The 262-nt window shown below is 63.7% G+C and carries 1 pseudogene; it reads right to left on the bottom strand.

The features are described from left to right. Nucleotides 1-262 (bottom strand): annotated as a pseudogene (locus SB753_RS38400) (cation/H(+) antiporter); the annotation flags it as partial.

Raw genomic sequence — 262 nt, 5'->3', positions numbered from 1 at the left:
GGCAGAATCGTGCTCGACAGCGCCGCGACGAGCAGAAACACGCCTAGCATCGAAACGACAGGCACGAGGTCCGAAATGGCGTAGCGGATCGCGCTCGTGAAGCGCCCTGCCTTCGCCGGCTGCACGCTGATTTCGGCCAGCAACAGCGCAAGCGACTTGGTCTTCCGGTAGACGGCGACGAGAAACGGCAGCGAGACGAGCAGCGCCGCGCTCCATAGCACGACGCGCTGCATCGGCTCGGACGGCAGCCATTTCTCGATAA

It is taken from the genome of Paraburkholderia sp. SIMBA_053, assembly GCF_046534895.1.
GTDB classification, from domain to species: Bacteria; Pseudomonadota; Gammaproteobacteria; order Burkholderiales; family Burkholderiaceae; genus Paraburkholderia; species Paraburkholderia caledonica.
The sequence above is the reverse complement of the archived record's forward strand: the minus strand, read 5'-3'. Positions and strand labels throughout refer to the sequence as shown.